This window comes from Paenibacillus sp. FSL R10-2782 (genome assembly GCF_038592985.1).
Lineage (GTDB): Bacteria > Bacillota > Bacilli > Paenibacillales > Paenibacillaceae > Paenibacillus > Paenibacillus terrae_C.
Map to the genome: position 1 here is coordinate 5,128,711 of NZ_CP151951.1, position 24,420 is coordinate 5,153,130.

Sequence of the window (24,420 nt, forward strand, 5' to 3'; positions counted from 1 at the left end):
GCTACGGCATATATAAATAATTCTACAAACGGGCTATTAAATCCTTTAGCAGAAGATTATAGCATATATATTCGATCGGAATAAACATATCCAAAAATTTATATGCGTGAACACTGGCGAATTCATCGGTTTATGGTATACTCGTAAGAAAAAAAGCGTGTTCATGTGTTTTCTAAAAAAGGCTGGATCGCTTTTTAGTAAGAAGTTTATGCTTGCGGTTATAGAATTGTTAAGCTCTTCTTAAAACTTATACATTCTATGAATCTTAAAAACCGGGGAGGTTGCATGAATGAAGAGGACTGGAATGACCCGGCCTTTGGACAGCTTGGGACGAATTGTGCTTCCTAAAGAGTTGCGCATGACGATGGAGATTGACATCGGCGATCCATTAGAGTTTTTTATCGAAGACCAGACACTCATGCTCCGTAAGTACAAATCAACCAATTGCATATTTTGCGGTGCGGTCGATACAAACACTTATTTTAAAGACCAGTTTATATGCGACGAATGTGCAGCAGCGATGAAAACGGAAGATTTGCTTCCGGTCACGGTGGCAGAAACCAATTTGGCCCCAATCAAGCAAAATATGCATATGAAAAAGATTTATCAGCGTACAGATGTTATTCTGGAAAAAATGCGAGAGCTTATGGAAGAGCATCCAGCATCCTCACAAAAACAACTTGCTTCTATGCTAGGCGTGAGTCAGGGAAGGATTTCCCAGTTGAAGAAGCTCATGTGAGCGAATCACCATAAAGTAATGAATACGCTTCCATGTCATGTAAGGTTGATTCTTGTCTAAGTTTAGAAAGGCTGGACCCTTGTCAGCAAGGGTCCAGCCTTTTTTGCGTACCTATGAAGTTGTTCTTCTATCCTGTTAGGAACTACAGTTGCGATGGTTGCCAGATGGCAGATTACTGACCGTATGCCCTACACTTTTCCACCCAGCGTGCTGCCGCCTTGGGAAGAGAGGCAAGGTGAATATGCGTGTAGGCTGCCAACAGGTTACCCTTCGCATAGCCTTCGCTCTGGAGCCCGCGCATCCCCTTGGTTTGATAGGCATAAGGGTACGGGCAGACCGATTCATCATAGGCCATCACGGAATAATGAAACTCATGTCCCCGAATGTTCTCACCGGCTTCCAGCAGCAAACAATCCTGTAATGCAGTTGCTTCCCGATATCCGAGCGCGGCCCGCTTTTCCTGCATTCGCACATCGGACGGTATTACCCCCGCCATGACATGTACGGTACCGGAACGATCTGTAAGCGTGCGCGCCAGTACCATGTAACCACCACATTCGGCGAATACAGGCATATCCCGGCTCACCGCGTTGCGGATATCTTCCAAAAAGCCCGTATTCGCAGCGATATCTGCAGCGAACTCTTCAGGGAAACCACCGCCCAGGTATAGGCCGCTTGCCTGCTCAGGTACACGTTCTCCCGCCAGCGGACTGAAAAAGGAAAGTACCGCTCCCGACTGACGCAGCAAATCCAAATTTTCCGGGTAGTAAAAGTTGAACGCCGCATCTCTGGCAACGGCAATGATCGGACGTTCTCCAATGTCAGCTTGTGTCTCCGACGAAAGCCGATCCGAGGCAAATAGCTGCTGCGCTGGCAAAGACAACGGCGGAGCCGAGTCCGCCAGTGCCCGCAGCGCGGCCAAATCCGTGCCTGTGCGGATTAGCTCTGCTGCCCGTTGAAAAAGCGGCTCCAGCTCGCCGCGCTCGACAGCCGGGACCAAGCCCAGATGACGCTCGGGGATGTCCAGCCCATCGTCGCGTTGGAGCCAGCCAAGCACGGGGAGACCACACTCCTGCTCGATTGCCTTTTTGACGATGCCGTAATGCCCTTGGCTTCCGCAGCGGTTCACGATCACACCCGCAATGCGCAGCTTCGGCTCCAGACGCTGGAAGCCAAGTACAATAGCGGCTGCGCTTCGTGCCATACTGCGTACGTCAACGACCAGCAGCACAGGGCTATCCGTCAGCATGGCGATTTCGGCGGTGGACCCGGTGTTGCTGAGCGGGTCCTTGCCGTCATACAGCCCCATGACGCCTTCGATCACGGAAATATCCGCACCCTCGGAGGCGCGGATAAAGGTTTCACGCACCGTGTCCGGCGAGGTCATCCATGAGTCGAGATTACGCGAAGGCGTTCCGGTCGCGGCGGTATGATAGGTCGGATCAATATAATCCGGCCCGCACTTAAAGCCCTGCACCCGCAGGCCGCTATCGGCAAAAGCTTTCATCAGCCCAAGGGTAACGGTCGTCTTGCCCGCGCCGCTGCCTGTTCCAGCCACGACGATACGGCTTCTCCGCGCGCCAGCGGCTTGATCCGTCTGCACATCCTGCTTATTGCGGTCAGTCATAAGATACCCGTGCTACGGAAATGGTCATGTTACCGCTTTTCTTCTTCTCCAGCAGCCAATGATCTGCACCGGAAGACAAGAGAGCTGAAGGCTCACTAACGCCATACGCTCCTGTGTACTTGAAGACCGTTTCCGATGGATCGGGAAGCTTCACAGTGTTTAGCTCTGATGGCGTGTACGTCACCAGCTCCCAGCCGTATTTGGCGCAAAGGGCAAGCAAGCCCTCTTCATCCTTTTTCAGATCAATGGTCGCAATATTGCGGACGCTTTTCACAGACAAGCGAAGCTCATTCAAGGTGTCCAGCACGCCAGCCTCCAGCTCCTCCACAGCAGTCCCCCGATTACAGCCGATGCCGAGCACCAGACTTTTCGGACGATACAGCACGCCATTAGCCAGAAACCGTTCCTCTTCCTCAGTCTCCAGCAGACGGTCGCTAACGACCAATGCGGCATTGAACGGCTCTTGTGAAGCTTCTGCCATCGAACCATATACCTTGATATGGGCAGGCACAGGCTTGTCATAACGCCACCAGTTCCGTTCGCCTGTCTCTTGCACGAGCGCCACAGGCTCCTCATTCACAACAGCCGCACTCACCGGAGTTGCCTTGTCGAAGCTGTCGACCACCCAACCCAATTCCCGACCGAACATGTCCACCGGAATCGTGCCCTGCACATCCGATGCAGTCGTAATTACCGGGCGTGCGCCGAGTACAGAAGCCACATGACGGGTCAGTTCATTGGCACCGCCCAAATGCCCCGACAGTACGCTAATGACATGCTCCCCACGATCATCAATCACAACCACCGCCGGGTCTACCTTTTTATCCACCAAAATCGGCGCAATCATACGGACGACCGCACCGAGGGAAATAAATAAAATAATACCGTTATATTGCTTAAATAAATCCGGCAAAATCAGCTTAACCGAGCCTTCAAACAATTGAATGCCGCGCTCCTGCTCGTCGCCGCGCTCAAACTTGGACATGTAATACACATCCGTTCCCGGAAAGCTGGCTCCTAAATTACGAACCATCTCTACTCCGTGCTTCGTGATCGCCACAGCGGCAAATGGATTACTCACCAGGCTTCACTCCCTTCCGGTAGCCGTGGGTGAACGACTTATCATACAGCTTGGAACGATGCGCGTCCTTGTCCACCAGCCCCGGATCGAGCGCCCAGCCTGCCAAAATCATGGCATGCATCGTAATTCCCGCTGCGCGCAGATCGGCAGGCAACTGAGCAAGCGTCGTGCGCACGATCTTTTGGTCCGGCCAGGTTGCACGTTGTACAACCGCTACAGGTGTGTCCTCGCTCCAGCCAGCCGCCAGAAACTCGACAACGACCTTCTTCGCCAACGTTGCACTAAGGAACAACGCCACTGTACAGTGATGGGATGCCAAGTCGCGCAGCTTTTCCCGATCCGGTACAGGTGTGCGGCCTTCGGCACGCGTCAGGATGACGGTCTGCGTCAGGTCAGGCACAGTCAGCTCTGCGCCAAGCACGGCAGCAGAAGCGAAGACTGAGCTGACACCCGGCACGATTTCGTAAGCAACTCCGCGCTGCTTCAGCAGCACCATTTGTTCCAAAATCGCGCCGTACACTGCCGGGTCCCCCGTATGTACACGAGCTACACTGCGTCCAGCCTGCACAGCTTCGCTCATAATTTCGACCTGCCGCTCCAGATCCATGCCTGAGCTTTGCAGTACCTGCGCCGCCGGCTTGGCCGTGGCAATCAGCTCGTCGTTCACAAGTGAATCCGTATACAGAACCACATCTGCTGTACGTAAAATTCTTGAGCCCTTGACGGTAATCAGCTCGGGATCGCCGGGCCCCGCTCCTACGATATATACTTTCGGCTCCAAATTCATTTGCTCACCACCATCAGACTCAAATATTCAAGCTCCTGTCCGCGCAGCTCACGTGCGTTACGCCATACCATTTCATAAGGAGAAGTGACCTTGGTAATGACAGACGCACGATCCCCCAGATTCAGTTCATCCAGCACATCCAAAATCAGATCCAGCACCTTGGCAACCTTGATGAACACGACCGTATCGTGATTTTCAATCGCCCGCTTCATCGCTTCTTTATCATGGGTAGCGGGAATAATACCGACCTGCTGATCTCCGTCTGCCAAAGGCAACTCCAGCGCCGCCGCTGCTCCCAACACGGAAGAAATGCCTGGAATGGATACAATCGGCACCTCGGGATGAAGCTCCTTCATGAGACGCGCCAAGTGAATAAAAGTACTGTACAAATTCGGGTCCCCCTCGGTGACAAAGGCTACATCCTTGCCTTGACTCAGAGCCTCCCAGCAGGCAACCACCGTTTTGTTCCACTCCCGTTCCAGTACAACCGGGTCCTTGGTCATCGGGAAAATGAGCCCCAGCATTTCTTTTTCCTCCGGGTTTACGTACAGCTCCACGATTTCATGGGCATACGATTTGCCTCCCCGACGTTTCTTCGGATAAGCCACAACTGCGCATTCTTGAAGCATGCGGTACGCCTTGACCGTAATCAGCTCGGGATCACCCGGCCCCACGCCTACGCCGTAAAGTGTTCCTGTTGCCGCCGTATTCATGCTGTCTCTCCCCCTCTTGATCTACCAAATTACTCCCCTGCTGCCTCGTCAGTCGCTTCCACCGACGGCCGCCCTGTAATAACATATATCGGATTTAGTCCATCAAAACGCGTCATATTCAAAATCGGCTTGCTACGCGCTGTTTGCAGTAACGTCACCGAGGTTTCCAGCCCCGCTTCTTGCATCGCCTTCATGCCGTCATGCAGCGTCTCAATCGTTGCGGCATTCACTACAATTCGTCCATCCGTACGCAGACGGGAAGCGCACAGCCGAATCAGCTCCGCCAGCTCTCCCCCGCTCCCGCCGATAAACACCGCATCCGGGTCTGGCAGCTCTTCCAGTCCGGCAGGCGCTTTGGCGTGAATGACCGGAAAATCGGTGCGGAATTTGATCTTGTTCGCTTCCACATTGGCAAGATCGCCTTCATTCTTCTCAATGGCAAATACTTGCCCGTACTTCGCCAGCCGTGCACACTCCACAGCTACAGAGCCGGACCCTGCGCCAATGTCCCATACGATGCTTCGCTCTGTCAGACGCAGCTCGGACAGGCTGAACACGCGCACTTCACGCTTCGTAATCAGCCCTTTTTCCGGCTTGCGCTGGTGAAATTCCGCATCCTCAAAACCAAATCCCCGACGAATCGCAAGCACGTCCGCACCCTTACGGCGGCGCAAAATAACCACATTCAGTGGTTGGAACGTTCCCTGCGCCATCTCTTCCAGCGTATAATGCCGATACGTCTCATCCGGTCCGCCCAAATGCTCGCCAACAAAGGCATCATATTCCGTCATGCCGTAATGCAGCAGATAGGCAGCGACTGCGGCGGGATGATTCCGGTCGTCCGTCAGCAGCGCGACCTTGTGCTGTCCGTCGATCCGCTGTGCCAGTCCGGTTATCGGACGGCCATGTATGCTTTCCAGCACCGCATCCTGCCAGCTCTCTCCCAGACGTGCAAATGCCAACTGAACCGAGCTGAGATGCGGCAAAATATCCAGATGCTCAGCCCCCAGCTTGGCGGACAAATACCCTGCGATGCCAAAAAAAAGCGGATCGCCTGACGCAAGCACGACAATATCCTTGTCCTCACGCAAACGTCCCAATTCTTCCACCACGGCGGAAAAGCCGCTCTTTAATGTCCGTTTTTCCCCTGCGGCTGTCTTGAAAAAGGCCAGTTGGCGCTCTCCGCCAACCAGCACGTCCGCACGCTCGATTCGCTCCAGCGTCTCCTGCGACAGACCTGCCGCTCCATTTTCACCGATACCAATGACACGGATCACTCTACTCACCGACTCTCGCCCTCCCCAGCACATTCCCTTTCATCGTTACCAGTACCATTTCTACGACGATTCCACCATCTGCATGCTCCAGACAATGCTGACATCCATAGGTGCACAGCTTTTCAAAAAAGCTCAGCGCATTCGCCTCGGTCATCATATCCGCCACCTGAGTAGCTGTATTTGCCTCGGCCACCGCTGCTGCAAGCGACTCGTCCACACCCGCTTCACGCGCGACCTCCGCCAAAAAGCCAAAATCCACCGGGGCGCTCTTGGAATGAACCATCATGACACCTTGAGCGACCTTCGACAGCTTGCCGGGCATACCGACGAGAATAATTTTCTTCATGCCTAACCGTTTTCCGTGCTTGATCGCAAAGCCGACAAAATCGCCCATCTGAATAAAGGCTTCTTCCGTGAGCTGATCGTACATTTGCATTGCATATTTTTCACTGCTGCCGCCTGTGGTTAGGACAATTTCCTTGCAATCCATCGCTTGCGCAACCGATATGGCCTGCACGACACTGGCTTTATAAGCTGATGTGGAAAATGGAACCACCACACCTCGCGTACCCAGTATGGAGATACCCCCAAGAATACCAAGCCGCCCATTCAGCGTCTTCTTGGCGATTTCTTCGCCGTCCGGCACGCTGATAACGACACGGACACCTTTGGCCGATCCATGCTCCTCAAGCACGCCTGTGACGACCTCCGTAATCATTCGACGCGGCACAGGATTGATCGCTGCTTCGCCGACAGGCACAGGCAGACCGGGCTTCGTCACCCGGCCCACGCCGATGCCGCCGTCGAGTTCAATGCCCGGCTCCTCCCGCCAACTGACGGACGCGATAATTCTCGCCTGATGCGTCGCATCCGGGTCATCGCCGCCGTCCTTGATCGTCGTGCAGGAAGCTTCGTCCGCGTTCAGCACCGGCTCGATCAGTTCGAACGCATGATCGAAGCCCGCTGGCAGCGATATGACCGCTTCCTTCGGCGGAATGCCCGTGATGAGCAGTTGCACCGCTCCCTTGGCAACCGCAGCCGCGCAGGCTCCAGTTGTAAAGCCTGACCGCATCGGCTTGTCCGGCGCGGGAGCTTCACCGCTTTTCATCCGTTTGGGCCTGTCGGCGGACGCCGCTTCCTTTTCCATACCCATTCCTCCTTAACCTCTCATGCTGTTCATGTTCCAATTCATTTCATGATACAGCAAACGGGCAACCGCATCTAGCGGACAGCCATTAAGGAGATTGCATTCAATGCCGCCACGACAATCGTACTGCCGCCCTTGCGCCCAATGTTCGTAATGAACGGAATATCCAGCTTGCGAAGCTCGTCCTTCGATTCTGCCGCCGATACGAAGCCGACTGGCATCCCGATAATCAGGCCGGGCTTGGCCGCTCCTTCTTTCACCAGACGAATCAGCTCCAGCAGGGCTGTCGGCGCATTTCCAATCGCATAAATACCGCCTTCGCCTGCCTGAATCGCTTTGCGCATCGAAATAATGGCGCGAGTCGTATTCAGCCTTTTCGCTTCCTCCATCACGTCCGGGTCCGAAATGTACACATGCACATCTCCGCCAAACTGACGGATACGATCCTTGCTCAGACCCGCCTGTATCATTTGCACGTCCGCAACGACCTGCTGCCCTGCGCGAATGGCTGCAACCCCCGCATCAATCGCTTTCGGATGAAACACCATGCTGCGGCCCAGCTCAAAATCAGCAGACGCGTGAATAACGCGCTGTACCACTGGATATTGCGCTTCTGTAAAAGGATGCTCTCCCAGCTCCTCGGTGATCATCTCGAAGCTTTTACCCTCAATCTCCTGCGGCTGCACCGTTAACGGTTTAAAATCTGTTTTAAAATCCATCGTTTCGACCACTCCTTTAGGGAAAATTAGTTTTGAACATTCAAAGTTACCGACTGTGCCACCACACAGTGGGATGGTACTTCCCATCGCCACCGCTGCGCTTGCACAACACCATTCAGACTACTCCGTTTTGATGTGAATTTTTAAAATTCAGCTTATATACGTATTTTAAGATGACTATATTTTAAATACACGCCAGAAAAAGCTCTGTATTTATCGGATTGACTAGGCTGTTAATTACCCGATCGACCAGATTCACAGGGTCATCTTTTAGATCGAAGGGGCCACTTTGGTTGTACGCAGTGCGTCGATCACTCCGTTGAAATGATCAAATACGGTGCCAAATTCCACTTCTGGTCTGGAAATCAAAATCACATGAATGCCCAGCTCCAGCGCAGATTGAACCTTTTCATCCACCGCTCCCGTGCGTCCGCTTTCCTTGGTCACCATCACTGTCGTGCTGAAGTGCTTGTACAATGCTTCGTTCATCTCGCGGGAAAAAGGTCCCTGCATGGCGATAATATTTTTTTGCTCCATGCCTAGCTCGCCGCATTTCTCCATATTGTCCAGACGTGGGAGCATACGTGCAACCAAACGAATCTCCGGGTCTTCGAGCAAATGCTTGGTGAACGTGCCGAGCGTCTTGCTGCCTGTGGTAAGCATGATAGAGCCTTTAAGCTGCTTCGCTTCCAATGCGGCTTCCTCATAGGAGGGTACGATGTGAAGCAACGGATGATTGTCATACACCAGCCCTGCCCGCTCATAGCGAACATAAGGAACCCCGGACTCGCGTGCGGCTGTCATGGCATTCGCATGAGCTTCTTCTGCAAAAGGATGACTGGCATCAACGATAGCCTGTACTCCCTGTTCCCGAACCACTGCTGCCATTTCATCGGCTGTCATTCGGCCTGTGCGTACGTCCAGACCTACTTCGGACAAGCTGTTTGCCGCGCTCTCTGTTACGACGGAGGCCAATACTTTGAAACCATTGTCCCGGATTTGCAGCGCCAATTCCCGAGCATCGCTCGTTCCACATAGCATGAAAATCATGAGCCACTCACCTGCCCGCTACCTGAAATCCCGTTTCCGTTCACAACAGACGGCGTATGTGCATGATCGTGGTGATGTTCATGATCATGGTCATCATGGCTGTGTGCATGTACATGCTCATGCTTGTGGTCATGGTCGTGGTCGTGGTCGTGGTCATTCTCATGCTCGTGCTTGTGATCATGCAAGTGATCCTCATGATGATGCTCGTGTCCATGTGCATGGTGGTCATGGTCGTGATGATCATGATGGTGATCATGATGGTGATCATGATGGTGATCATGATGGTGATCATGATGGTGATCGTGATGATCGTGGTTATGTCCGTGATCATGGTCGTGGTGATGATGGTGATGCTCCTGCGCCTCCAGACGGAACTGGCAGTTATCGCAATTGGCCATAACCTTGCCGACTAAACCTTCATTGGCACGCTCCAGCACAAGCTCAACCAATTGCGGATGGAAACCAAAGTACCCTCCAATTTCCACTTGCAAATCAGGATGGGCCTCGGCAAATTCCTCTGTCATTTCTCCAATGCGCTTAATCAGCACACCTGTGAACAGAAAGTATGGAAGCACGATGATTTTTTTGGCCCCCAGGCGCAGGCAGCGTTCCAAGCCATCTGGAAAAGAAGGCTGAGTCACACCGATAAAGCTGCTCTCCACCCACGTATACGGAAGTTTTTCCCACAGCATACGGGTAATTTTGAAAAAGTCGCTGTTCGCATCCGGATCGCTGCTTCCGCGTCCCAGCACCAGCACAGCCGTTTCTTCGTCCGTCACCTCGGCAGAAGACTGCGCATCGCTATCCATACCCGCTGGAACCGCAACCGGACGGGCCTCTTTCAAGCGGCTTTGCAGAATGCTGACAATTTTTTCGTGAACGCCAATCGGACGTCCATATACAAATTCAACCTGAGGATACTTAGCCTTCGCACGATCAATCGCCATCGGAATATCAATTTTGGCATGTCCCGCTGCGAACAAAATAATCGGAACAAGCACGACCCGCGTCGCCCCTCGCTCCACACATGTCTGCACACCTTCAGCAATGCTGGGCCGTGTCAGCTCCAAAAAACAGGTTTCCACACACATATCCGGCACCCGATCTGCCACCGCCTGTGCAAATTCCAGCAACTCCCGGTTTCCCTCCGGATCCCGACTCCCATGTCCAACCAACAATATTGCATTCACTGCTATATTTTCCTCCTCATAAATAGGTATAATATACCAATAAAACCTATTTTATCTATATGCATGCATCTATAAAAACAGGCTTTCTAGCCTATTAATCACCGCAGATGGCATTCACTTCTACTGTTGCAGGTGCATCTTCATGCCGAAAACCTGCCACAACGCCCACACGTTTGAAAAATTTATGAAAACGCTCGTTTGGATGCCCTTTTTCCTTATATTCAGCAATGACATGCTCAACGATATCCGTAATCTGATCCCCCGGAATGCCCTCTGCCACAGGTTGTGCAGCATGAGCGTTACGGCCAAATTTTTTGCCGCCTAGAAACAAATCGTATCCTCCCTTGCGGTACACAATCCCGATATCTTCCAGCACCGCTCCATAGCAGGCCATACCGCAGCCGTTCAAAGCAATGCTCGTTTCCTTAGGTGCCTGCAATCCGCCCAGTACAACCTGTAGATGCTCCGCCACAGGCACAGCGTCATCCTTCTCCATATTGCAGAAGTCGCACGCCTTCACCTTAAACACATCGCCTATCGGCATCACGATGAATCGTTCATCCCGTAGCCGCCCTACCAGCTCCTCCGGGTCCGCGCACGGCACGCGCAGCACGATCTGGTGATCCGGCGTATACTCCAGCTCGCCTTCATCACCCGCTACCTCCGCGAGCAGCGCCATCTGGCGAGCGGTGAACTTCTTGTTTCCCACGCCGGGGGAAACGCCCACCTCAAACAGCGCAGGCTTGCCAAAGCTGCCTATCGCTGTCCCGGCCGTAGCTGCCGTTCCGGCGGCGCTCACGGCGGGCGCTTGCCCGTTCCAGCGCGCGCTGGCTTCGCCCGGCAGCTTGCCGCCCGCAGCGAGGCGGCTCAGCGCCTCCGCTGCCAGCGATGCCGGGGCCGCACCGGCTTGCGCCGCAGGCGCGGCCTGCACGGCAGCCACCGCTTGCGGGCGTGCCTGCGTTGCCACCGCAGCAGCACCGCTCGCGGAAGGCGCGGTCCCGCCAGCTCCCGCAGGGGCTGGTACTGCGGGAGCTGCGCCTGCCTGCGACGCATTAAGCGCGCGATCCTCTTGCGCGCCCAGCGACCACGGCTCCGCTTCCGTACGGAGCCGCTGATGCGGCTTGAGCGCCTGCTCGGACGCATCCAGCGTATACTTGCGCTGATACCCGCGCGGCGTCACGATCAGACCGTCATACACCATCGTCGAGGAATTACCGATGATGACGGTCGTCAGCATACCGATATCATGGTTCAGCATGTCCTCCAGCGTCGTCACTACGACTTGCTGACGGTCACGATAAGCACTCTTGACCAGCCCTACCGGAGTCTGTGGATCACGGTAGCGCAGCAAAATGGACTGCGTCTCAACTATCTGGCGTGTACGCCGACCACTGCGCGGATTGTACAGTGCAATGACAAAATCCGCCGAAGCTGCCGCTTCTACACGTTTCACAATCGTTTCCCAAGGGGTTAAATGGTCACTCAGACTGATCGTGCATGCATCATGCATGACGGGCGCACCCAACAGCGAAGCACAGGACTGAATCGCCGATATTCCCGGCACGACTTCTACCTCAACCCCGTCCTCACGACGCCAGCCCTTTTGCATCAGCACTTCGTACACTAGCCCGGCCATGCCATATACGCCTGCGTCTCCACTGGAAATGACGGCTACCTTCTTGCCCATCTCCGCCTGTCGAACCGCCTCCTGCGCACGGCTCACTTCCTCTGTCATGCCTGTGCGCACAATCTCCTGTCCGTTCAACAACGGACGGATCAGGTCCACATAGGTGTTGTAGCCGATAATGACCTCACTCTCGGCCAGCGCGTCCAGCGCTCGTTTTGTGATATGTTCCATATCCCCCGGTCCGAATCCAATCACGAGCAATTTTCCTAATGGGCTCATCGTTATCCTCCTTCTTAAATCTAGGCTATGTTTTCCACGCTTCTATCTATTTCACTTATATATGGACATCCTGTAACTCAAAAAAACCCATCCTGCCCGGATGGGTTTCCTATGTACGCATCGTATTATCAGACAACACAACATAAGAAGACACTTCTTGTCTTCCGCCATCATGCCGCTGCTTTCCATCTGCCTGTTCACGCTTGAAACGCTTCTGCACGTTCAGCTCCACGCAAACCTGTAACCAACATGGAAAAAGCAGCGTGCGCCTGATTTCCTGATTTCGTACACCCATCCTCTCCGCGAAGGTTAACGGTGCATACAGATCAAGGTAGGTCTCCTGGCTCGGCATCAACAGATTTTTTCGTCTTCCCCGGTTTCTCACGAGTGACATCTGAAAAAATCCTCTTCCTTACAGTGGCGGGACCGCTCGGGACTTGCACCCGATTCCCTGTTACCCTTCGCTATCACAAAGGCACCTTGTCTGTTCGCTATTTGATTATGGGTCTTATCATAACCTTGGCTCAATCAGTTGCGCAAGCATGAAAAACGCTTTATTTCAAGTTCTCCGCCTTATTTTTTAGCATATGCAACAATTCGTCCGGGTCCGCAGAGATACTCAGCAGCGTTGGATGGTCAACTCCGGTAAAGCCCTCCTGCACACTATGACGCACCATTTCCGCCAACGGGTCAAAATATCCGTTCACATTCAGCAGCCCGATAGGCTTGCGATGAATGCCGATTTGCGCCCAGCACAGTGCCTCAAATAGCTCCTCAAAGGTTCCCAATCCGCCTGGAAGGGCAATAAATGCGTCAGCCTTTTCGCTCATCACCGCTTTGCGTTCATGCATGCTCGCCACCTCAATAAATTCAGTAACTCCCCGGTGAATAATCTCTGCATCGAATAACAGGGTCGGCATAATCCCGGTGACCTGACCGCCCCCTGCCAGCATCGCATCCGCGACCTCGCCCATCAGCCCCTTGCTGGAGCCTCCATAGATTAAACGGACATGGTGTCTCACCATAGCCTCTCCAAGCTTACCTGCCTCCTGAAGATATACCGATGAATGTCCGGGTCTGGACCCGGCAAAGACACAAATGGAATTCATAACGTCTCAGCTCCTGTTCTGGTATCCGCATCGAGGCTTTTTCATTATATTAAATAAATATTTTCGCTATAACAAAAACTTCTGTCGATGCATATCCAACAAAAAAAGATAAAGACCTTGTAGGCCCTTATCTTCATTTTACCCTTTATCGCAAGGATATGGGTTAGTTTTCAGTTCACAACTTCCAGGCCGCAGCCGTGCGCCGAAGCGCTATGCTCAAAATATCTTCCCAGCTCCACCATCATGGCGCCCATACGTTCCTCCACTGGAAAGACAATCCGTTCAATCCCTTCCTCCAAAATGGACTGCGCCGTCACCTTGCCTACCGACACAGCGATCACATCCTGGCGAAAAGCTTCCAGCACGTCTTCCATCTGCTTCTGTTCCCTCGCATATTGAGCCAAAAAGCGGATTTGCGGACCGCTGGTGAACGTAACTGCATCCACATCGCGGTTCAGGATATCCTGCAGCAATGCTTGCAAATTTGCTGCCTCCGGCGGAATATGCTTATAGGGAAGCACCTGCCGGGTAACTGCGCCTTGCTCGTCCAGCCACTTCACCAGCCGGGGAGCCGGATCACCATGTAGCTGCAACAGCACTTCCTTCCCCTTCAGATCATACGGGGCAAATGCCTGCGTCAACCCGATCAAGCTTCCGTCCTCGTCCCGTACAACTGGCGTAAAGCCACGCTTTTTGAGTCCATTGACCGTTTTGTAGCCCCGTGCTGCAATGTTCGAGGAATGTAATAGCTCCATAATCTGTTCTGCTACTTCCATATCCTCCGCCATATCGAATAGCGCGTCCAGCCCCATGCCTGTCGTGAAAATGTTCCAGTCCGGCGGCTGCTTCACCCACGATACAATAGCGTTACGCAGCTCGATATCGTCCAGAAAAACCGTGCCCTGGGCTGGACGCAGCACCGGCTCGCCCCCCATTTTTGTAACCAGCAGCGCCATTTCGTCTGCTTTACGAGGGCCGGCAAGGGCGACTCGCTTGCCTGCCATGCGTTGGGCCATCTTGTTCCCCCCCCTTGTAGAAGTCGTACTCCTTTCTACCAAGTATACAATCAAGGGACTAAAAGACAAATAAGAATTACTTTTCCGATGAATATAGTGAGCTTATAAATCGACTTGCCTTGACTTACTTTCCCTCTGGTTTTCCTGCTGACTCGTGCTATCCTGTTTCTCTTCCGATGGCTTAGGATCGCCGCTATCTTTTTTAGGCTTGGGTCGGAGTAGCAGCCATAGCACCAAGGGCATGAAAACAAAGAAAACGATCATCACCACGGTCCACTCCCGGCTGAAATCATAAATTTGGATGATATTAGAAAACAGCATAAAGGAACAGACGTAACCCAACAGACCGACAGGCCATACAATTAAACTCCCCCAGGCAGGAGCAAACATACGCTTTACAGTCAAACTGATAACGTACAGATCGAACCCCATCTTTGTAAGCAGGGTTGGCACGGTAAGAGCGACTATAAACAAATCAAACCGATCGAGAAAGTCCGTTATCCGCAACTGACGCGCCAGTTCATAAGATGGATAAAGCAGCCTTGACATGATAGGAACACCAATAACCAACTCCTCTAGCAGCACCAGCATGATCATAAAAGCGGTTCCGATACAATGTCCAAGCCACACACTGCGGCCATTAAAGCTCCGTCCAGAAATCGCCAAGGGCAGCAGCAAGATATCTGCCATATAACCAAGCATACGCCAGCTACCCTGGATAACTCCCCCTATATTCGGGTGCAACAGCGGTCTCATTACAGAAAAATCCATATTATTCCCGAAAAAAAGCGGCATGGTCAGCAACGTCAAAAGCAACCACGGTACAAAAAGCTCCGCCATGTTCACTATGGTATTGATCCCCCCTTTAGCCATAAACGTCAAGGTCAGCAGCAAAATAAGGGATACGACGACAATCGGAGTTATCGGCAAAAGAACGATCTCTACAAAATCAGTCATAATTCTCAAATCCCTCGCAAAAAGGATTAGGAATAAAATAAGATAAGCCACAAGCAGCATACGCCCCAGCACGGGATGGGAGCTGACTATGGTCTGCAGCAGGTCCTGATCGGGAAAACGCTGCTTAAGCCTCAGCATCGCCCAGATCGGCAAGCATATTACGATGGCCGCTATCGCACAGGTCCAATAGGCATGCTGATGTGCGTAATCTGCTGCCTGCGCCGGAGCATGTACAAGGGTAATACTGATCTCCATCAGCACACCAAGCATTATGATTTGTCTGGTTGTGAATTGCTTCATGCAGGTACATCCTCCTTTTGCCCGCAAGCACTCATTACATACGCCACAATACAGCCCGCATGTACATATTAATGAACCGGATCATTTCCAAGTCTTGCTTTATTCTCCATTCCCTGCTCCTTACCTTTATTGTTGGGCCGTAGCAGCAGGCATAGCACCAAGGGCATAATGATAAAGAACATAATCATCACCATCGTCCACTCCCGGCTGAAATCATAAATTTGAATACTGTTTGAAAAAATAATAAAGGAGCTGACATATCCCAGCAAACCCACAGGCCAAACCATCAAAGCACCCTGTACATGAGGAAATAAGCGTTTAATTGCCATGCTGAGAACATACAAATCCATTGCTAATTTAATCAGCGAGGCAGGTATCATTAATCCCCCTACAAAAATATCAAACCGATCAAGAAAATCTGTTAAATACAGCTGACGTGCAAGCTCATAGGAGGGATAAAATAATCGCATCAGAATCGGAACACCTATGACAACCTGCATGAGCGTAACCATCAGAATCATGAAGGCAGTCCCTATCAAATGCCCCCACCATGCACCAGAAGGGCGATAGTTTTTCCCTTGAAGTACAAAAGGGATCATCAGAATGTCCGCCATATAAGAAAACATATACCAGCCCCCTTTCATGATTCCGGTCATGTTCGGATGCAAGAACGGTCTGAGCTCTGAAAATTCCATATTGTTGCCAAAGAAAAACGGCATCGTCAGCAGTGTCAATATGGATATCGGCATAAAAGTCTCACTCAGGTTCATGATGGTGTTAATACCACCCTTGGCCATAAAAACAATACTTAACATCACGATCAGTGAAATTATAAAAAAGGGTGTTAGCTGTAATAAGATTGTCTTCGTCAAGTCAGTAATAATCCACAAGTCTCGGCTAAACAAGATCAAAAAGAGGACGAAGTAGGTTAGCAGCAGCATTCGCCCTATCAATGGGTTAGAGCTAACCATGGTCTGAAACAGATCTTGATTGGGAAACCGCTGCCCCAGCTTCAAATATGCCCATATGGGCAGGCATAACACGATGGCTGCAACTATACAGGTACAATAGGCATGTTGTCCTGCGAACGCCCCCGCCTGGGAAGGAGTATGTACAAAGGTTATGTTAACCTCCAGTAACACACTGAGCAGTATGAGTTGTCTGGTTGTAAACTGGTTCATGCAGAATATCTCCTTTTTCCACAGACATCTTACTCTACAACGCAGGAGGGAGCCACATATCAATGAAACGGCTTAGCCATGCAGCTACATACACAGAACTCTTCGTCAATGTCCCGTAGATCCAGATGCCAATGCTAATGACATACAATGTGAGTGAGACCCAGCGATTGACAGCAGGTGCAGCCTTCAGGCTTTTGCGGTCGATCAGATACATGAAAAGCATAGCCAGCATCAAGGGAAACAAAAATACTTTATTCATTCTGGATTTGCTCCTTTTCGATCCCGAATGGTTTGGTGACCGAACCGATATTCTCAATATGCACATTCGGATTTATGGTGACCTCCACCTTGGGATACATTTGGTCCCATTGAGGCTTCATTCGTTCCCATTCATTCGGAAGATTCATCATGATCGTCCGGCCGAAACCAAGCACGTCTGAATGATACTTTTGCTGAATAACCCGTACAGCCTCACCCAGTTCCTTTCTGATCCTTTCTTCAACCTGCTGCTCCAGCCACTTCAAATTTCTCTCATTGGATATATCAAAAGTGGTTTCATTCTCCCTTACATTCCCGTTGCAGCTCATACGAATGGTCATTCGAATGTCATTCCCTCGAACATAGGGCTTGATATGGACATTATTTTGGATGAGATCTACAGACAGATAACCAGTGCCCTTAGGAGGAGTGATAAATATCTCCGTCTCCTTGGCCTCCTCCATACCCATTAGCAGAAACCGGCTTAGATGGTTATCAATAATTCCCGTTAATCTGTCTTTATGAAATACAGCCAGCCCATCTACCTGAATATTTGTCTTCTTATCCTTTATATTCGCGGGACCATTTTTCACCAGGGACATCAACGGCACAGCCGCGTCCATGCCGTCAGCTAGAATTGAATTCACCAGCAGCTTAATGGAGAGAGGTTTTCTCATATAAGAATAGTTGAGCTCGCGCACCATCTCTGCCGGATATTGCTCAATCGGGGCATCTGCCTGAAGCAGATCCAAGGTTGATCCCTTCGTAATGACAACCAGCGAAGACAGGCGGTTCTGCGGAATACGCGCCAATACATCCATCATTTTGCTGACCCCCTCCCTTGCCAGTTCCTCGCTGAACAACAGCACCCGTCGATGGGAGTAATTCAGCGTTCGTGACACTCCCCGCTGTTCCTCGATGCTTGCGGCACGGAAACTTGGACCTATCTTGGACTCCAGATAATAGGATTTCGTTCCCCTAGTGCCTCCCCCGCCTCCTGTGCTTCCCGAAGAACCGAGCTGCCCGGGAAGAGCAATCTGCATCGTTATCCGGTATTGATCGCCTTCCTTATCCAGCCCGGTTCCCATCACAAAGGCAACATCGTTCACCTCACGGCGATCCCAGCATCCCCCTAAAAGTACAGAACAGAGCACCAGACAGCTAAGTACAGCCGCTTTACGCATTTTCCCTGCATCAGACCATTGGGGCTTCATCACCATCCCTCCTCGGTTGTCGGCGATCCATTCATCTTTTCTTTCGCTCGTTTGTTGTTACCTTTTCCAATCCAGGAAGGACGTTTGGTCATTTTCCACCAAGGCGCACGAACGACGAGATCCTTTTGGTCCATGTGATTGTATGGGCTATACCCGCTCATGTAAGGCACACCAAACGACGTTAGCTTGGTTAAATGTGTAGCGAGCAGTGTGGTCGCGATAATGATTCCAAACAGTCCGAACACCCCCGCCATCAGCATGATCGGAAACCGCAGCAGACGAACCGTAATCGCAAAGTTAAAACGCGGAATGGTGAACGAAGCAATACCTGTGAGCGATACGATAATAACCACAGGTGCCGATACAATTCCCGCCTGTACAGATGCTTGCCCGATAACGAGCGCACCGAGGATACTGACAGCCTGGCCGACCGTTTTGGGGAGACGAATCCCCGCTTCTCGTAACGCCTCGAAGGAAATCTCCATCATCAATGCTTCAACCAAGGCGGGGAAAGGGATCGATTCACGCGCCGCAGCAATACTTAAGATAAGTGTCGTCGGCAGCATATCCTGATGATAGGTCGTGACCGCCACATATAATGCAGGCAGGAAAAGAGCCAGGATGAGAAAAAGGTAACGAATCCAGCGCACTACATTACTGATGAAAAAACGCTCGTAATAGTCTTCGCTCGCTTGCATCATCTGCCACATCGTGACTGGCCCAATCAGGGCGAAGGGCGTACCGTCCACAAAAATGGCAAACCGTCCTTCCAGCAATTGCGCGGTGACCGTATCCGGACGTTCCGTATATTCCATTTCCGGAAACGGTGAATACGGGTGGTCCTCAATCAGTTCCTCAATGTACCCCGTCTCCAGCACACCATCTATTTTGATATCGCTGAGCCTTTTTTTTACATCCTCCACCAGCTTCGGATCTATGATGCCCTCGATATAGGTAAGTACGACGCTCGTTTGGGTTTCTGTCCCGATGGTCATGCTTTGCATCTTGAGCCTGGGGGTCTTCAGCTTGAATCGCAGCAAGGCCGTATTCACGCGAAGCGTCTCGGTAAATCCTTCACGCGGCCCGCGAATAACCGCTTCGGTCTGCGGTTCCTCCACTCCACGGCGGACGCCTCCCTTAGCGCTGAAAATATACGCACGAGGCGTACCGTCTACGAACAAGGCCGCATTGCCGTCCAGTATCGCCGCCGAGACCATTTTCCATTGATTCATCGTTTTGGTCTGGGACATGGAAATCCGAGTTTCATCCAGCGGATCTAATGTTCCGTTTACCTCGGGGTCCTTAAGCATCATGCCCAAAATGAAAGGTCGCAGGATATGATCCTGCAAATCCTCCGATTTCACCGTGCCTTCAATATAAGCCAATAGCCCTTTTCGTTCAGGGGAAATCATCAGCTCCCGATAGACAACATCAGAGCAATCCTTGAAAATATCACGCAAAGCAGTCAAATTGTCTTCCAGACTGCTCCGCAGCGGCTGTTCCAACCATGATGATTCAGGCAGTCCTTTAAGAGCATCGTAATTTCGTGTCTTGCGATCTGCAGCCGGAATCGTGCGCCGGCTCCACGGTAATCTCGGCAGCTTGGGAAAGTGTACTTTCTTCATCGTTATCCCCCTCTACGAATGGCCGATCAGGTATATGACATGTAGGATGTACCAGCCTGCACAGGATTATGTATCCAATAAGCACAAAAAGAAGACTCCAGTTCCACTTTAAGGTGGTTTTGAAGTCTTCTTTTAATCCGAGCTTAAAAGTTATCTATTGCGCCACTGCGCAGTCGGATGGTGCTTCCCATCGCCACCGCCCTGCTCTGCCGATCAATTTAGGTTAGCAGAGCTTTTTTTATTTCTCTCGTTTTGACAATGTAAAATTGATTATCTCTCCAGTTACAGTTCCAGTGAAAATAATATAAAACATCATAGCATTCAGCTTATATCCCAGTGCATAAAAAATTCCTATGCCTATTGTATAGCCTAGCAAAATACCCGCATAACGTTTTAAAAATTTGTTCATGGAGTACACCCGATAGGGACAACAGTAGTTATTCGATGGGTGTCGTTTTTAAAGTTTGTTGTTATAGTTACTTCTCCACGGTCGGTCTGAGTAACTTCGGTTTGAATCTGATTTTCCTCTGACTCAGTCAATTGCTCCGCACTACTTACTGAAGGTAAAATAGTTGCGCAGAGTAATACCGATGCCAAAGTGGGTACGAATACTTTATTGAAAATTCCCATAAATAAATCTCCACCTATACAAATATTTCAAACTTGAGTCTGCGAAAACAAAAAATGTGCTAAATGGCAACCATTTAGAGGGGAATAAATGAAGAATATATTTAAAATTGCCATGTAACCGTAAACGAGAGCATCTCGGATGTTGGGCAGTCACTCACCCCCCCAGAATCAATTTCAGACGGAACAAAATGACCGTTCCCCCAGTAGAATACCGGGAAACGGCCGCAGCTTAAAGTTGTCTGTTTTGTTCTGTCTAATTGACAGGAGTTTGATCAGATTGGCGACTTCTCATTTAGCACAAAGGTTGGTTTCCATTGTTATAGGAATTCACCGTTGCTCTCAATAACTTGTTTATACCAGGCAAACGAGTCTTTGCGGTATCTTTGCAGTGTTCCGTTCCCGGCATTGTCCTGGTCTACGAAAATGAAACCATACCGTTTCTCCATTTCGGATGTGGAGCAGCTAATGATATCGATCGGTCCCCAACTGGTGAAGCCCATCAATTCTACGCCATCTGCTACCGCTTCCTTCATTTGCTCGATATGGCGACGCAGATAGTCGATTCGATAGGTGTCATGAATGGAGCCGTCTTCCTCCAGCTTGTCGGTAGCCCCCAGGCCATTCTCAACGATGAACAATGGCATCCGGTAGCGGTCGTACAAACGGTTCAGCGCAATGCGAAGACCGATTGGATCAATAGGCCAGCCCCATTCGCTCAGCTCCAAGTGAGGGTTTTTCACTTGACTTACCAGTATGCCGGAATTGCTGTTGTCATTCGGATCGTATTTTCCGATATAGGTCATATAATAGCTGAATGCAATGAAATCGACCGTGTTGTCTTTAATAATCGCATCATCCTCAGGTTCCTTCACCAGCTCGATTCCATTTTCTTTAAAATATCTTTGCATGTAAGATGGATATTCGCCTCGTGCCTGAACCTCCGGATAGAACAGATTCATTTGATCTTCCTTCATGGTTTGCAGCACGTCCTCAGGCTTGCTGGAGGCAGCGTAGGTTTCCAAACGGCAAATCATGCAGCCGATTTTGGCGTTTGGCATCTTCTCCTTACCGCTTTTTACAGCCAGCGCGCTCGCCACAAATTGGTGATGAGTCGCTTGATAAGCAACCTGTTCCTTGCTGCCCTTGATTTTATCTTCAAGGATGCCGCCACCTGTATACAGGCTCGTAAGCATCATGTTCATCTCATTAAACGTAATCCAGTATTTCACTTTATTTTTATAGCGGTCAAACAGCGTGTTGGCGAATTTCAAATACAGATCAATCAGTCTGCGGTCTTCCCAGCCATTGTATTTTCGAGACAGCTCCACAGGCATTTCGTAATGGGAAATGGTCACCAATGGCTCAATGTTGTATTTCAAAAGCTCATCCAGCACATTGTCATAGAAGGTCAGTCCCGCTTCATTCGGAACCTCTTCTACCCCTGTAGGGAAAATGCGCGTCCAGGCGATGGAGATCCGAAGCACTTTGAATCCCATCTCGGCAAATAAGGCGATGTCTTCCTTGTAGCGACGGTAAAAATCCACTCCGTTGCGTTTCGGAAAATAAACTTCCGTGTCTCCGCTCAGGTATTCCTCAAGCTGAACAGAATCGACGTCAAAGGTAAAATCTTTGCCGTTGCGGAGCTCCTTGGGTACGAATGGAGCCATGTCCGAGGTGGACAGCCCTTTCCCGTCGGCATCAAAAGCTCCCTCCAACTGATTGGCCGCTGTTGCTCCACCCCATAAGAAGCCTGCTGGAAATGCTTGTTTTTTTTGTTGTTTTGTCATGATTGTTGTGCTCCTTTTTTTATAAAATATATTGAATTTGTGTTGAGTTCACTTCATATGATAAATTTGAAGATCATTTAGCGAACGGTGACGAGAAGCATTTCTTTCATTGAAATCACCCCCTTCACATGCACTGGCACGACATCCAGGTAATCCGGTGTATTTGTCACAATGACGGGAGAAACGATATCCAGCCCCGCTGCCTTGATGTTCTCCAGGTCGAATTCAACGAGCAGATCGCCCAAGCGCACTTCCTGACCCAGCTCCACTTTGACATCAAAGAATTTTCCTTTGAGCGAGACGGTATTCAGCCCGACGTGGATGAGAATGTCAATGCCGTCCGTGGAACGAAGCATCACTGCATGCTTGCTTTTGGCGACCATGGTGACTGTTCCTTCGAAAGGCGCGGTAACTTTGCCTTCGGTCGGTCTGATTGCGATTCCTTTGCCTGCCAACTCGTCCGCGAATGTTTTGTCCGGAAGATCTGCTAATGGAACAAGCTCGCCTGTCAGCGGACTCTTCACTTCGCCCTTCTTCCCTTCGATGGAACGAATCGTTATTGGCAACTCGTTCTCTTTGGACGAGGATTCAGGCTTGCCTTCCGAAGGCTCAGAGTCTGGTGCAGCCGATGGCTGGGGCTCCGAATCATCCCATTTCAGCATCATGGTCAAGACAAACGAAACAATAAAGCTGATAGCGACACCGATCAACGCATACCATAAGTTCGACATTCCTCCATTCGGGTCAATATATAACGGCAGTGACAGTAGACCAGGAACGGCAAAGCCGAAACTTTTCAGACCGACAGCTGTAATAAATCCTCCGCCTGCGGCTCCCCCAACAAGCGATGCGTAAAACGGTTTTTTCAACTTGAGGCTAACCCCGTACAATGCAGGTTCTGTAATGCCCAGAAAAGCGGAAACCCCGCTCGACAGAGCAATCGACTTCATGCTCCGGTTTTTCGTTTTGAGGAAGACTGCCATCACAGCACCGGCCTGGCTCAAGTTCGTAACCAAGTTAATAGGCAGCAAAAGGACGTCATAGCCAAGTTTGCTCAAGTTTTGCAGCGTACTCGGGAAGAAAGCATAGTGCATCCCCGTCATGACGATTAATGGCATCAATCCACCAAGAATAATCCCCGTTAAAGGCCCGGAATGGGCAAAGAGCCACGATGTGCCAATTTCCAAATAAATGCCGATGTAATTGCCGAGCGGCCCTATAGCAATCAGCAGAACCGGAACCGTAATCACAAGAACGATCATGGATGTGAAAATGACTTTAACCGGACCTGGAATCACTCGGTCAACCCAGCGATACACGTAGCTTAGCAGCCACACACCCAAAATAATGGGAATGACGGACTGCGTGTAATTCACGATCGACACGGGAAGAGAGAGAAAACGAATCGGTTCAAGATGGTTGGCATTGTAAGCATCCAGAATGGTTGGATACAACAAGGTTCCTGCCAACGTCAAAGCGATATACTCGTTTACCTTGAATTTGCGTGCAGATGACACCGCCAGCAGGAAAGGCAAGAAATAAAAAGCAGCATTGCCGATGGACGCCAAGACCTGATATTCGCCGCTTTTTTCGTGCAACAGCCCCAATGTCACCAGCAGTGCCAGAATCCCTTTGAGCATTCCGGTGCCCACAATAGCCGGCAGAATCGGTGTGAATATGCCGGAGATGGTATCCAAAACTGCGTTGATGCCTCTGGAACGGGATTCCTGTTTGTTTGGTTCCACCGAGTTGCGCTGCTTCAGTTGTTCCTCAATTTCCTCATACACCGCAGCTACATGATTCCCGATGACAACCTGGAATTGATCGTTCTGAAACTGGGCGCCGAGGACGCCATTCAGCTTCTTGATTTGTTCCAGTTGAACCTTCTTCTCATCTTTAACGTTGAAGCGGAGCCTGGTGATACAGTGCCAGGCTTGGCTGATGTTCTCTTCCCCTCCTGTTAATTGGATGATCTCCTTGGACAACTCCCCGTGGTTCATGCTGACTCCTCCTCTGTTTTGGGCGAAAAAAAAACCAAATGCTAAACCGGTCCGCCGCAAGTGCAAAGTCGGTAACATTTGGTGGTGCCTGATCGAATCAGTAACAC

21 protein-coding genes and 1 riboswitch are annotated in these 24,420 nt (G+C 50.9%); of the genes, 1 reads left to right on the forward strand and 20 read right to left on the reverse strand.

The window, feature by feature from the left end; translation table 11 throughout:
• Positions 1-289 precede the first annotated feature (289 nt).
• Positions 290-739 (forward strand): AbrB/MazE/SpoVT family DNA-binding domain-containing protein, encoded by a 450-nt coding sequence (locus NST83_RS23385; RefSeq protein ID WP_137060636.1) that lies wholly within the window; start codon positions 290-292, stop codon positions 737-739.
• Between the two features lie 172 nt (positions 740-911).
• Here the strand turns inward: NST83_RS23385 and NST83_RS23390 are convergent, their stop codons facing one another.
• The 20 genes from NST83_RS23390 to NST83_RS23485 all read right to left on the reverse strand — a co-directional run bounded on the left by NST83_RS23390 (position 912) and on the right by NST83_RS23485 (position 24,313).
• Positions 912-2,366, reverse strand: a complete 1,455-nt coding sequence (locus tag NST83_RS23390) for a cobyrinate a,c-diamide synthase (RefSeq protein ID WP_342415830.1) — start codon at positions 2,364-2,366, stop codon at positions 912-914.
• The gene (locus NST83_RS23395) at positions 2,359-3,447 is read right to left on the reverse strand and encodes a cobalamin biosynthesis protein (protein WP_342415831.1); all 1,089 of its coding nucleotides are present in this window, start codon (positions 3,445-3,447) and stop codon (positions 2,359-2,361) included. The genes NST83_RS23390 and NST83_RS23395 overlap by 8 nt, the downstream gene beginning before the upstream one ends.
• Positions 3,440-4,234, reverse strand: a complete 795-nt coding sequence (gene cobM, locus NST83_RS23400; RefSeq protein WP_342415832.1) for a precorrin-4 C(11)-methyltransferase — start codon at positions 4,232-4,234, stop codon at positions 3,440-3,442. Before cobM ends, NST83_RS23395 begins: the two co-directional genes overlap by 8 nt.
• Complete coding sequence (gene cobI, locus NST83_RS23405; RefSeq protein ID WP_283653664.1) at positions 4,231-4,947, reverse strand: precorrin-2 C(20)-methyltransferase; 717 nt, start codon at positions 4,945-4,947, stop codon at positions 4,231-4,233. Before cobI ends, cobM begins: the two co-directional genes overlap by 4 nt.
• Before the next feature lie 29 nt (positions 4,948-4,976).
• Positions 4,977-6,233, reverse strand: coding sequence for a precorrin-6y C5,15-methyltransferase (decarboxylating) subunit CbiE (cbiE, locus tag NST83_RS23410; RefSeq protein ID WP_342415833.1), 1,257 nt, complete (start codon positions 6,231-6,233; stop codon positions 4,977-4,979).
• On the reverse strand, positions 6,226-7,371 hold the full coding sequence (locus NST83_RS23415) for a cobalt-precorrin-5B (C(1))-methyltransferase (RefSeq protein WP_342415834.1): 1,146 nt from the start codon (positions 7,369-7,371) through the stop codon (positions 6,226-6,228). Before NST83_RS23415 ends, cbiE begins: the two co-directional genes overlap by 8 nt.
• Before the next feature lie 74 nt (positions 7,372-7,445).
• Entirely contained in the window at positions 7,446-8,090 is a 645-nt protein-coding gene (locus tag NST83_RS23420) for a precorrin-8X methylmutase (RefSeq protein WP_342415835.1), read from the reverse strand.
• 270 nt (positions 8,091-8,360) lie between these two features.
• Entirely contained in the window at positions 8,361-9,140 is a 780-nt protein-coding gene (gene cobK, locus NST83_RS23425; RefSeq protein WP_342415836.1) for a precorrin-6A reductase, read from the reverse strand.
• Positions 9,137-10,330 carry a sirohydrochlorin chelatase gene (locus NST83_RS23430; protein WP_342415837.1) on the reverse strand — a complete coding sequence of 398 codons (1,194 nt, stop codon included), beginning with the start codon at positions 10,328-10,330 and terminating at the stop codon, positions 9,137-9,139. The genes cobK and NST83_RS23430 overlap by 4 nt, the downstream gene beginning before the upstream one ends.
• Before the next feature lie 94 nt (positions 10,331-10,424).
• A complete protein-coding gene (gene cobJ / locus NST83_RS23435; RefSeq protein ID WP_342415838.1) occupies positions 10,425-12,236 on the reverse strand; it encodes a precorrin-3B C(17)-methyltransferase in 1,812 nt (603 codons plus the stop codon).
• Positions 12,237-12,345: 109 nt separating this feature from the next.
• Positions 12,346-12,591, reverse strand: a complete 246-nt coding sequence (locus tag NST83_RS23440) for a hypothetical protein (protein WP_342415839.1) — start codon at positions 12,589-12,591, stop codon at positions 12,346-12,348.
• A riboswitch (cobalamin riboswitch) is annotated at positions 12,549-12,734 on the reverse strand. It overlaps the preceding gene by 43 nt.
• Before the next feature lie 56 nt (positions 12,735-12,790).
• Positions 12,791-13,345, reverse strand: coding sequence for a TIGR00730 family Rossman fold protein (locus NST83_RS23445; protein ID WP_342415840.1), 555 nt, complete (start codon positions 13,343-13,345; stop codon positions 12,791-12,793).
• 170 nt (positions 13,346-13,515) lie between these two features.
• Positions 13,516-14,361, reverse strand: a complete 846-nt coding sequence (locus NST83_RS23450; protein WP_342415841.1) for a uroporphyrinogen-III synthase — start codon at positions 14,359-14,361, stop codon at positions 13,516-13,518.
• Between the two features lie 102 nt (positions 14,362-14,463).
• Positions 14,464-15,618, reverse strand: a complete 1,155-nt coding sequence (locus NST83_RS23455; protein ID WP_342415842.1) for an endospore germination permease — start codon at positions 15,616-15,618, stop codon at positions 14,464-14,466.
• Between the two features lie 68 nt (positions 15,619-15,686).
• On the reverse strand, positions 15,687-16,799 hold the full coding sequence (locus tag NST83_RS23460; RefSeq protein ID WP_342415843.1) for an endospore germination permease: 1,113 nt from the start codon (positions 16,797-16,799) through the stop codon (positions 15,687-15,689).
• Between the two features lie 34 nt (positions 16,800-16,833).
• The gene (locus NST83_RS23465; protein ID WP_342415844.1) at positions 16,834-17,058 is read right to left on the reverse strand and encodes a hypothetical protein; all 225 of its coding nucleotides are present in this window, start codon (positions 17,056-17,058) and stop codon (positions 16,834-16,836) included.
• Complete coding sequence (locus NST83_RS23470; protein ID WP_342415845.1) at positions 17,051-18,271, reverse strand: Ger(x)C family spore germination protein; 1,221 nt, start codon at positions 18,269-18,271, stop codon at positions 17,051-17,053. Before NST83_RS23470 ends, NST83_RS23465 begins: the two co-directional genes overlap by 8 nt.
• Positions 18,271-19,896 carry a spore germination protein gene (locus tag NST83_RS23475; RefSeq protein WP_342415846.1) on the reverse strand — a complete coding sequence of 542 codons (1,626 nt, stop codon included), beginning with the start codon at positions 19,894-19,896 and terminating at the stop codon, positions 18,271-18,273. The genes NST83_RS23470 and NST83_RS23475 overlap by 1 nt, the downstream gene beginning before the upstream one ends.
• Positions 19,897-20,843: 947 nt before the next feature.
• Positions 20,844-22,313, reverse strand: a complete 1,470-nt coding sequence (locus NST83_RS23480) for a family 1 glycosylhydrolase (RefSeq protein WP_342415847.1) — start codon at positions 22,311-22,313, stop codon at positions 20,844-20,846.
• 77 nt (positions 22,314-22,390) lie between these two features.
• Positions 22,391-24,313 carry a beta-glucoside-specific PTS transporter subunit IIABC gene (locus NST83_RS23485; protein ID WP_342415848.1) on the reverse strand — a complete coding sequence of 641 codons (1,923 nt, stop codon included), beginning with the start codon at positions 24,311-24,313 and terminating at the stop codon, positions 22,391-22,393.
• Positions 24,314-24,420: the final 107 nt, after the last annotated feature.